The 11292-nt window shown below is 51.1% G+C and carries 8 protein-coding genes and 1 pseudogene; all 9 read right to left on the reverse strand.

What is annotated here, in order from left to right; all coding sequences use genetic code 11:
- Positions 1-27: 27 nt before the first annotated feature.
- Positions 28-570, reverse strand: coding sequence for an NADPH-dependent FMN reductase (ssuE, locus tag AC6CIF_RS21190; protein WP_498201442.1), 543 nt, complete (start codon positions 568-570; stop codon positions 28-30).
- 123 nt (positions 571-693) lie between these two features.
- Positions 694-1611: pseudogene (locus AC6CIF_RS21195) on the reverse strand (ABC transporter permease).
- Between the two features lie 60 nt (positions 1612-1671).
- Complete coding sequence (locus AC6CIF_RS21200; RefSeq protein ID WP_036605816.1) at positions 1672-2604, reverse strand: ABC transporter permease; 933 nt, start codon at positions 2602-2604, stop codon at positions 1672-1674.
- Positions 2605-2645: 41 nt separating this feature from the next.
- Positions 2646-4289, reverse strand: coding sequence for an ABC transporter substrate-binding protein (locus tag AC6CIF_RS21205; RefSeq protein ID WP_498201443.1), 1644 nt, complete (start codon positions 4287-4289; stop codon positions 2646-2648).
- Between the two features lie 170 nt (positions 4290-4459).
- Positions 4460-5803, reverse strand: a complete 1344-nt coding sequence (locus AC6CIF_RS21210; RefSeq protein WP_145325165.1) for an LLM class flavin-dependent oxidoreductase — start codon at positions 5801-5803, stop codon at positions 4460-4462.
- Between the two features lie 322 nt (positions 5804-6125).
- Entirely contained in the window at positions 6126-6404 is a 279-nt protein-coding gene (locus AC6CIF_RS21215; RefSeq protein ID WP_145325164.1) for a glutaredoxin family protein, read from the reverse strand.
- A 306-nt stretch (positions 6405-6710) separates the two neighbouring features.
- Positions 6711-7574: an aminoglycoside phosphotransferase family protein gene (locus tag AC6CIF_RS21220; protein ID WP_498201444.1), complete on the reverse strand. Its 864-nt coding sequence runs from the start codon at positions 7572-7574 to the stop codon at positions 6711-6713.
- A 377-nt stretch (positions 7575-7951) separates the two neighbouring features.
- Entirely contained in the window at positions 7952-9679 is a 1728-nt protein-coding gene (locus AC6CIF_RS21225; protein WP_498201445.1) for a glycosyltransferase family 2 protein, read from the reverse strand.
- 66 nt (positions 9680-9745) lie between these two features.
- Positions 9746-11287 (reverse strand): GT-D fold domain-containing protein, encoded by a 1542-nt coding sequence (locus AC6CIF_RS21230; RefSeq protein ID WP_498201446.1) that lies wholly within the window; start codon positions 11285-11287, stop codon positions 9746-9748.
- Between the last annotated feature and the right edge of the window lie 5 nt (positions 11288-11292).

The raw sequence follows: 11292 nt of genomic DNA on the forward strand, positions 1-11292 counted from the left end.
TGATTTATCCAATATATTTACTTGGTTTTACGATATCGTAATCCCATCCAGTGTCAATATCAATTCATCCAGCGAGCGATCCAAACGTGTAGTCACATCTGCCGAGAGTACAAATTTTCCATCATCCAATCGCTCAATTCCCTGATCTACAGCATACACACCACCCAAGATATGTCTTCCACCAAGGGCTGCCAGAACAGGCTTCAATGCATAATCAATCGCGAGTAGATGAGCTATAGAGCCACCGATAACGAGCGGAAGTGTCAACTTGCCCCGTAACCCTTCTTGCGGAATCAGATCCAGGAACAGCTTGAGCACTCCCGAGTACGATGCCTTGTATACCGGTGTAGCCACAATAACTGCATCCGCCGCTTCCACGACAGCGAGTGCATCACGAATGAATGAGCTGTCAAACCGGGCTTGCACCAGATCCTCAGCGGGCAGGTCCACAACATGAATGACTTCAACAGTGATGCCTGCCTCCGTTAATTTTTGGCTGCTGTAATCCGTCAGACCTGTCAAACGCGAACGTTTGGAAGGTGATCCTGCAATAATGACAACATGTGACATTAATTTCTCCTCCTCAAGCGTAAACGGCTGTCGCCGTCCTCTGGTGGCACAGCTACCGTTTCGCAGTGAAATATAAAAATGGATAGGGTGAAACTTATAAATTCTTATTTTTTGGAATAGCGGTCAAGCCGCTCCTTTTACTTTGGGGTCCAGCCGATCGCGAATATCGTCTCCAATCAGATTAACCGCCAGTACAAACAACGTGATCGCCAGACCCGGGAACGTACAGATCCACCAGGCAACCGTCAGATAACCTCTACCTTGTGAGAGCAATGCGCCCCAATCCGGAATTTCCTTCAACACCCCAAGTCCCAGAAAACTGAGTCCGGAGCCCGTAAGAATTGATGTCCCTACGCCCAGCGTAGCCATGACCAGCAAGGGTGACAACGAATGTGGCAGTACATGTTTCCAGAAAATACGTGCATTGGAACCGCCCAGTGAACGTGTCGCTGTAATGAAAGGCAGACCTTTAACTGATATGACCTACCCTCGCATCACCCGTGCGTAGCCCGGAATAGAGGAAACCGCAACAGCCAGTGCAATGTTCATCAGTCCTGGCCCGAGAGCAGCTGCAACAGACAATGCAAGGAGCACGCCGGGTACAGCCATCAGAATATCGACAGCCCACATCGTGATGGTATCAACAATTCCTCCGGCATAACCGGAGATAATACCAAGAGCACTACCGACAATACCGCCCACAAGCACCGAAGCAAATCCAATGAGCAGCGAATCCCTGCTTCCATGCACAACCACACTGAAGATATCCCTGCCAAAGTAGTCCGTCCCGAACAGATGCGCAGCAGAAGGAGCCTGCAGGATAACATCCGTCATCATCTGAGTTGGATCATAGGGCGCAATCCAGCCCGGTACAATCGCACATGCCACGGTAAACACCACCACCAGCAATGCTGCATAAAAGAATAATCGGGATACCGCGAATGAGACGCGATAGCGCCAAGGGCGGCGATTCCACAGATGGATACGTCCTATACTGCCGGCCCATGCTTTTTTGTCACCAGCCAAAGGTTTCATGCTCATGAGCAACAACTCCTCCTTTCATACTCCGCGTCAGGACACTTCTGACTGTTCTATCCGATATCATGTGCGGACTGCACGCCGAACCCGGGGATCAATGTACGAATACGAGATATCCACCAGCAGGTTCAAGACCACATAGATAATGGATGTAAAGAAAACAACCCCTTGCACCACTGGCAGATCCTTGGCCATTAGTGCATCCGCAATAATTCGGCCGATCCCCTGTCTGGAGAAGACGGTCTCCACCACAACGGTTCCCGCAAGCAGATCACCGATCAGCATGCCAATTACCGTTACTGCAGGAATAAGCGCATTACGCAGTGCATGACCATACATGATGGCACGTTCCGAAAGTCCTTTGGCCCGTAACGCCACGATAAACGGTTCATTGATCACTTCCAGCATGCTGTTCCGCACCATCCGTACAATAAATCCTGCACCCACGAGACCCAGCGTAGCTGCCGGAAGAACCAGTGAGCTGAATCCGTCGGAACCCATCGCCGGGAACCAGCCAAGCTGTACTGAAAATAACAGGATGAGCAGTATCCCCGTCCAGAAGGTTGGCATGGAAATGCCGAACAGTCCAACGAGCCGGGCAACGAAATCAATCACGCCATTGCGATGAATCGCAGACAATACACCAAGTGTAATTCCAATCGTGATGGCAATGATTGAGCTGAGTGCGGTCAAAGCCAGTGTGGCTGGAAAATGTTCCAGTATTTTTGGCAGAACTGGATCGGAATTGATCATTGATTTACCGAAATCCCCACGCAGCATATCACCAAAATAGTTCGCAAACTGGATATAAAACGGCTGATCCAGTCCAAGCTGGACCCGCAGATTTTCGATCATCTCCGGGGTAGCCGAGGACGGGTCCAGCATGAGCAGAACCGGATCACCCGGCAGAAGATACATGATGCAGTACACCAGCACCGAAGCTCCGAAAATAACCAGAAGCGATGTTGCGAGTCGTGACAGTATCGTTTGAACCATACCGGGATATCTCCTTCCTGAATCTGGATTGGTCGTTCATGTTAGGGCTGAATGCGGACGTCGTTAAAGAGTGGATACCCCAGTGAATCAAACTTGATGCCTTCGACCTTTTTGGATGCTGCGACGGTATACGGGAATACATAGATCGGCAGAATTACCGCTTGCTCAATCAGGTATTGCTGGATCTGATTGTAGATCTCGACACGTTTATCAGGATCTGTCTCAACCGCTCCCTGCTCTAACAGTTCATCGATCTTCGGATCAGACAAACCGGACAATGTCGGACGCTCGCCCTCTGCACTCGTATGGTAGAAAGCATACAAGGCATTAGGATCAGAATTGACCTGACTGTTGCCATAGAGATCATAATCCCAGTTCTGATAGATGACTGTTGCGATATCTTTTGTAATCTCGACTTCAACGGCAATGCCAACCTGTTTCAACTGTTGTTGGATAATGGCGGCAATGTCATTGCGTTTCTCCCGATTGGGCGAACCATCGACATACCGCAGGGTCAGTTTCTGGCCGTCTTTGGCACGAATTCCATCAGCACCTTTCACCCAGCCTTGTTCATCGAGCAGCTGATTGGCTTTGTTGATGTCCGGGTTGATGCTTCCTTCCAGCGATGCATCATAACCAAGGATTCCAGGAGACAGTGCGGACCACGCACGTTCGTAGTTGCCCAGATACAATGTTTTAACAATCGATTCTACATCTACGGCGGATTGTACCGCCTGCCTTACTTTCACATCATCCCAAGGCGCTTTGCGCAGATTGAAAAAGAGTGTATATGGCAACCCAACCGTGTTGGCCTGCAACAATTGCTGGTTCGGATCGTTTTTTAATGCAGCGATATTTTGCGGTGGAACCGTCTCGGCAGCGAGTACCTGACTACTCTGTACACTTCCGATACGCGTTGCTTCTTCCGGTACAATTTTGAATGTGATCGTATCCACATGGGGCGCGGCTTTGTTTTCAACCGTCTCAGGTCCCCAGTTGTAATCCTTGTTTTTGGCAACGACGATATCCGCATTTTCATCCCATTTCACAAAGGTATACGGACCTGTGCCCACCGGATTTTTACCTAGCTGGTCACCATATTTTTGGGCAGCCGTAGGGGATACGATCCCCAGAAGTGCCTGGCTCAAGTTGCCAAGAAAGGCTTGCGATGGTGATTCCAGATTTACCTTGATCGTATATTCATCAATGACTTCGGAGGAGCTATACGGTCTAATCAGGGCCAGAGAATTGGCAGCTTTGGTGACCGGGTCGATCACCCGGTCCAGATTGTATTTCACGGCTTCCGCATTAAACGGTGTACCATCATGGAACTTCACACCTTCACGCAGCTTGAACGTATAACTCTTGCCATCCTCGGATACGCTCCATTCCGTGGCGAGCCAAGATTTGATAGAACCATCAGGCAGCTGCACAACCAGATTGTCGTAGATCGTTCGGATGGCGCGTACTGTTACGGCAAGCCCACTGCGATGAGGGTCCAGCGTATCCGGTGAAGTGGCGAGTGCAAAAGTCAGGTTGCCTCCTTCGGCTTGCCCGGCCTGCCCCCCGCCTGATGCCTGTGCCGTACTGTTCGTGTTGCCTCCCGCCGCTCCGCAACCAGATAATACCATCACCAATACTGCTGCCAATGTCATATATTTCATCCATGAGATAGACCTGTTCATATCGCTTCCCCCTCTGTGTATACAGGTGTCATAAAATTGATGTTTATACCAATACTATATATATCCTATGAGTTAAGTCGGTTTTAAAGTAGTACGAAACGTAGTGATTACTTTAATACCGTTTGGAGAACACAACAGACAACATCAGATGCTCGTTCGCTCCCTATCCGTTATGCCAAATCAGATACAACTTGTTCCTTGGCAGCCGTATAACGGTTAACTGGAATTTGCACCCCAAGGTTACCTCGCAATGTATCGTGTTCATAGTCCGTACGATACAGCCCGCGTTCTTGCAGAATCGGAACAACGAGTTCCACGAAATCAGACAATCCACTTGGCAGTTCCGAAGCAATAATGAAACCATCCGCTGCTTCCGTCTCAAACCATTCCTGAATCTTGTCAGCAACCTGCTCCGGTGTGCCCAGGAATTTGCTGCGTGGTGTTGCTGCCCGCAGAGCCACTTCACGCAACGTCAATCCCTGCTCTTTGGCATCCTTCTTGATCTTGTCCGTGCCACTGCGGAAACTGTTGCTTCCAATGCCATTCAGCTCCGGGAATGGTTCATCCAGCGGATATTGGGAGAAATCATGGTGTTCGAAGAAACGTCCCAGATAATCCAGCGCTTTATCAATGGTAACCAGGCTTGCGATCTCCTGATATTTCTGTTCTGCTTCCTCTTCGGTCTGTCCAACAATAGGATTGATGCCTGGCAGAATAACAATATCCTGTGCAGAACGTCCATAGGAAGCCGCCCGTGTTTTGACATCCTTATAGAATGCCTGTGCATCTTCAATCGTATCGTGTCCAGTAAAGACAGCATCCGCTTCTTGCGCCGCCAGGGTTTTGCCATCTTCCGATGAACCTGCCTGGAAAATCACCGGCTGTCCTTGCCGTGAACGGGCAATGTTGAGCGGACCTTGTACGGAGAAAAATTCTCCTTCATGATTAAGCGTGTGCAGCTTGGATGGATCGAAGAATACGCCGCTCTCTTTGTCTCTTACAAAGGCGTCATCTTCCCAAGAGTCCCACAACCCTTTGGTTACCTGTAAATATTCCGCGGCAATGCGATAACGTTCCGGATGCGTAGGGTGGCTGCTCTTGCTATAGTTCTTCGCTGTACCTTCCAGCGGAGAAGTCACGACGTTCCAGCCTGCACGGCCATCACTGATCTGATCGAGGGAACCGAACTGTCTGGCTACGGTGAATGGATCACTATAGGATGTGGAGAGGGTACCCACCAGTCCAATGCGTGAAGTAACGGCAGCCAAAGCGGAGAGGATACTGATTGGTTCGAAGCGATTGAGGAAATGCGGAATGGATTTCTCGGTAATATACAGACCGTCTGCGATAAAGACCAGATCGAACTTGCCTTCCTCTGCTTTCAGTGCCTGACGTTTGTAGAATCCAAAGTTAACGCTGGCATCCGACAGAACCTCCGGGTGTCTCCATGTGGTGTTGCTTCCTCCAACCCCATGAATAATGGCTCCAAATTTCAAACTGCGTTTCGCTGTCATATGCACTCCGCCTTCCTTGGATTAGAATCTTCAAAAGAATGATCAAGGGCCAACTGAACTGATTACGTATGCAAAATAACTTGAAAGTTAACTATTCCTATGAGTTTGGTTTGTTTTAATTTCACAAATCTTATCACTGCCCCGTAAAAGGGTCAACAGCGTGACTAATAGATATTTTCTATATGAACATTGAAGATGTAAATATGACTATTTACATCCCAAGTGAGCCATAGCTTTTGAACGTTCCAGCTGCTGTACAAATGCGATCTTGCATCATGCAGCAGCCGGAACGGCTTGCTCCAAAGGTATATATCAACTCCCGTTAGACTGCTGCCGCTTCGTCCGCTCGTGCCAGAAGTTCCGCCAGCTTCTCCAGATCAGGTTCCAGCAAGGCTTCAAACTTGCCATCCCCTCCCACTTCAATGACAGGTACATGCCGAATGCCATATTTTGCTTCAAGCACATCACGCAGCACGTCATGACCCTGCACTTCAATGTTCTCAAAAGGCTGGTTTCGCTCTGTCAGAAATGCTTTTACTTCCCCGCAGAAATGACAGCCTGTTTTGCTCCACAGCACGACTTTTTTGGTTGATGATGACATCGACATACCTCCTGGTTGGTTTTAAAATTAAGATCTGAGCGATGGATGGCGAATGCCCTAGACCTTCAATTCCCATCTGTTAAATAAGAATTATGGCTATAAATGTACTCCTGCACCCTTCAGGCGTCAATGGATCTGCTAATAGAATAAACCTATAACCAAATAGAAAGATTAAATTATAAATTTGAAAGATGGCTTAATTTACAGGAATGAATCGTTATTGGCCCCTCCTAACCTGGTTAAAAGCTTGTTTTGCTAAATCAGTGTAGAACTCGATCTGATCCGGACTCCGATCTATAGCCCACCTTAGGGTGTCAAAAGCTTCAATAGCAACACATGCCTCGCCTGATTCAGTTCACGCTCCTGCTCTTGTGTACTTGTCACATAGCCTTCTAAAAACGCTTTCAATTCTTCCTTGTCAGGACCCTCACCCCGTAGCTCGCATTGCATAAGTTGAATGATATCGCCATACGGCACGGCGGTGACCTCCGCATTCCCCCAGTCCAGAAGGGTAATCTCACCCGTTGAACTTACGATTGTATTCTTCAAGGAGAAGTCGCCATGGCATAAACCAAAGCGGAAATTTTGCAATTTCAATTGTTCGAACCATTGCCTTACGAGCTGTGATTCCTTCATGGTAATGACACCAAGCTCAATCAATGGATCTTGCTCCGTGAGACTATTGATATTGTATTGCACATATCCTTGCCAACTGCCATCTGATCCTGCATGAGGGGGAGAGTAAAATTTGTTTTGTACGTGATCATGCATTTCCCTTCCGAAACCAGCCACCGGGATGGATTGCATACGTTGTGTGTACTCACCGAGTTTCCTCCAGATTACGGAAGCAGGCACGGTCGTGTCTAATCCGTTGTCCCCTTCGATATACGTTTGAATCATATAGGCATGTTCAGCGTTGACCCCAACGGACAATGTCTCTGGACCAAGAATACCGGCACTCGCCGCTTGTTCGATGCACCATTTTTCTTTCACAAAGGTAGAATATGTATCTGGATCGTTCATGCGTACAACCACTTTATGACTTGCCGTCTCCACCAAGCAGACCTGATTAACAAAACCTTTACCTATGATATGATGTGAGCATTTTACTTGTTCCAGCAGAAACTCACTGGCAATCTGTTCGGCTTGTCTGACTATAGAATTCTTCATCCCGCATCCTCCCTCAATCGCTTTATTTTAAGTGGTCTATATAAGTTGAACTAATCATTTATACGATAACGGAGAGGACAGAAAAAACCTGAAAAAGCGAAGCTACAAGCTTTCTGAAAGAAAGCTGCCTCGGAAGCATACGCTATCCCCGGATTTTCCCTTGAGAAAGGGGATTCGAAAAATTCTGGGGATAACAGCGATTGGAAGGTTATTCTGTCATCGTAGTGTCAGTATAAATAATCTTTAGTTCCAATTATATAGTTACCATCTCATATGTAATATTCGGATGCGGAATGAATCAGAGCGATTACACAGGGTACCGCTACATTTTCCATTCCGCATCATGCTACTGATTCGCATAAACAGATCGCCTGACATTACAGATCGGGGTTCAAGAGCTGAGGTGGGGCGATAATGGGCCAACCTTCTTCCATCGAATTCAGTTGGTCCGCAGGCACGCTGACAATATGCCCGGAATGTACACCCCAACGTTCTGCTGCATAGACCGATACAAATCGTCTCCGCTTGTCTCCGCTGATCTGATATCGAATCTCGGGTGTATCCACTGCGGCAACAATACTTCCTTCTGCCCAGCCATGGTGAGAACCATGAACCGCTGTCGTATGCACCTGTTGTGATTCCCTCGGCCATCCTTGCACGTCCCCCGCTGATATCAGTGCTTCTCCGGCAGGAATGGCGAGCAGATCCGGTTTGGCAACCTGAACAGGAGATATTCCACGCGGTACAGGGATGTTCAACTTACGCCGCCGACCGCCGGTTAAAGTATAGACATCTCCTTTGGCATCGGACAGGAACGAACCTTCCGGGTAGAAGTCATAACTGTGTCTGAACTGTAATGCTGGATCTTGGCTACCCTGCGTTGAGATTCGCTGACGCGGATCAATTGGGTTGGTGTCACCCTCCTCTTGTTGACCGGATGGGGTACCAGAGGTTTGTTGTCTAGCCAAGCGGGAGGTTTCGGCAACCAGCGCATGGGGATCTCCCCACTTTTGGCTATAAAACTGCTCGTTATCCTTATTCACTACAGCAAAGTCTTGCTCACCCAAGGCTTTCATACTGACACTTCCGAAGTGGTGGATAAAGGCATCCCCGGCTACCGCAAGCTGGTATCCTGCCAGCTTCACCCGGATGATCCAGTCATCATCTTCGAAATTACCCACCGCGTACCCTTCGTCCAGATAACCTACCCGTTCCAGCAGCTCCCGTGAGAACAGCCAGCAGAACCCGACCAGGCGATCGGTTATTCGATGTTTGTCTGCATCCGGACGATTATGTGTGGCGGCAAAAGACCACATCTCTTCTACCTCACGGTACGGAACCTCAATCTGCTGATCCCCGCCAATATAGTTGGTCACCGGACCCACCACACCAATCTTTGGATCACTGGCAAGACAAGTCATCATGTTATCCAGCCAGCCTGGAGTAACCAGCGTATCGTTGTTCAGTACGACGATATGTCGTCCTCTCGCCATCATCAGCCCATGATTGACACCTCCGGCAAACCCCCGGTTCTGATCTAGAGCAGCCACCCTCACCATGCCACCTTTGCGGAGCATAGCCTCGGCAGTTCCATCCTTGGAGGCATTATCCACAACAATGATCTCGAAGGGGGCAGGGGTATGCTTCTCGATACTGGACACACATTGCAGTACATAGTCTCGCTGATTGTACGTGGGGATAATGATGCTAACTCCTTCAAAAACAAGACCAAACGAGCTCTGTCCCTGGCGGACACCTTCGTTGTATCCTCTGGTATACCCCTGTTTGTAGAGCCTGGCGCCTTTGGCTGTGCGCCTGCTTTTGCCTTTGCGTCTGGATTTCTGCATTGAGCGACGACCTGCTGCATGCAGGACTGCCATGGCCGATCGCGAGACATCGTGCTGTCTGGCACGGCGGGCCGCTTTTTTTTCGCTGCTTATGCTGCCATTCCGGTTGTTTTCACTGCGGCTCTTGTCACTGTGAGTGCTGATATTTGGAATGATGTTCAGATGACTGTGACCCTTTCGACGGACGACGTTTCGTGCCTTAACCTTGTTGTTGCGGCTATGACGTTTTTCCCCGCGCTGTTGATCGGGTGTGCTCATGTTGCTCCCTCCATTTCCACTTGTCCGTGAGGCCAACACGCACATGACCAGCCCCCGGACGGTCCACTAGAGTTGAAGCTCTCCTGTTACCAGTTTGTCAGCCAAATGTCCAAAATCCAGAGCGACCTTGCCGAGTTCACCTGCAATTCGCCGACACAGAATGACCGCCGGAATTCCCGCCGCCACCAAAGCGATATCAAAAGCATGTTCTGCGGTTTGCTGCATCACCCTCGGAATATCCATAACTCCCGCCACAGAACCAATGATGCCTGTGACATGAATCCCTCGGCTATGCAGCAGTGCCGCAAGCTCTGGTGCTTGGCTGCCTATGAGCAGAACCCGCCGTCCTTGCAGCAAGGGCAACACCAGGCCAGACTGATGCAGACTGTAATTGATCGTGGAACTGGTCAATTTCAGCCGGGACCAGTCGATCCCGAAGTGGCGTAATACCGGGAATAACAGACCCTGGAATGTCGGTGCCCGCGAGATCGGCACGCCAACCCAGTCGGCGGCCTGTATGGCTTCCGCAAGCATCGCGCGGATGTCGGGGGTTGAGCATGGCACCCCTGCATAGGGCAGAAACGGTGCCAGCTCCTGCACTTCCTGACCTGGCAGCACCGTATCGGCTGCCAGCGTGAGCAGTTCGCCATCTCCGAGGCGAACGACAGACAAGGGGCGCTGCGCATCCAGCGCCGCCGTGATGTGTCCAGCCATCTCATGAGGGCTGGACAGCCGGGCCAGGCTGGGCGCATATTGGCGGAATCCCGCCGCGATCAGATCTGCCGCCGCCACGGCAGGCAGAATGTGATCCGGCGGGATGTGCTGCGCCACCAGCGCCTCCCCGCCGGCGAATACGCCGTCGCGGTAGCCCTCGGCGTAGCCGCCGGGCACGGCCTCCGCCTGCACTGCGTGCTCCGCGGGCGGAGGCGGCAAGCCCTTCGCGCTGCCCGCATTCGCGCCGGCAGCGCCTCCCCGCCCTGCGGGGGCGACACCCTTCGGGTGTGTCGCCTGGCGCGGGGCGGGGCCAGCACCGCTGGCAGGCATCGCCTGTGGCGTGCTGGCTTGCGGTGCTGGCATGGGCGCACGGCGCATCGCCGTGCGCTGCTTGGCGCGGGCAGCGGCACGCCGGCCCCGCGCTGATGCCGGCCTGCGCCCAGCAGTGGCCTGGCGCAGGCCGGCTTTGCCTTTGCCTGTGCGGCTGGCTCTTGCCGCTTTACTCGCGCTCGCAGAGCCAGCTTTGCCTGCTCTGCCAACAATACTGCCTGCGCTGCTCGCTTTGCCTGCACGGACCTTACGCGCTGCGCCTGCAGATGTACCCACTTTGGACAGGGTACTCCGTTTCCCTGACTTCACACCTCTGACTCCAGCAGACCCTGTACCTGCTGCTGCCGGAGTGCCACTGCCCATAAATACGGCCGGGTGGATGCCCCGGGGCTTACCCGACACGGAGGCCCTAGCGGCCCCGGTACGTGTCACTACTCTCACGCCATTCCCTCCTTTGGCATGCACGAGGATTGTCGCTGCGCAAAGCGCCGGAGCATCCTTCCAGCTCCGGCGCAGAGTGTTCTGCTCCCATGGGGCACCGCACAGCGGCAGCATCAGGCGCATATATT

Source organism: Paenibacillus sp. GQ49 (assembly GCF_059759055.1).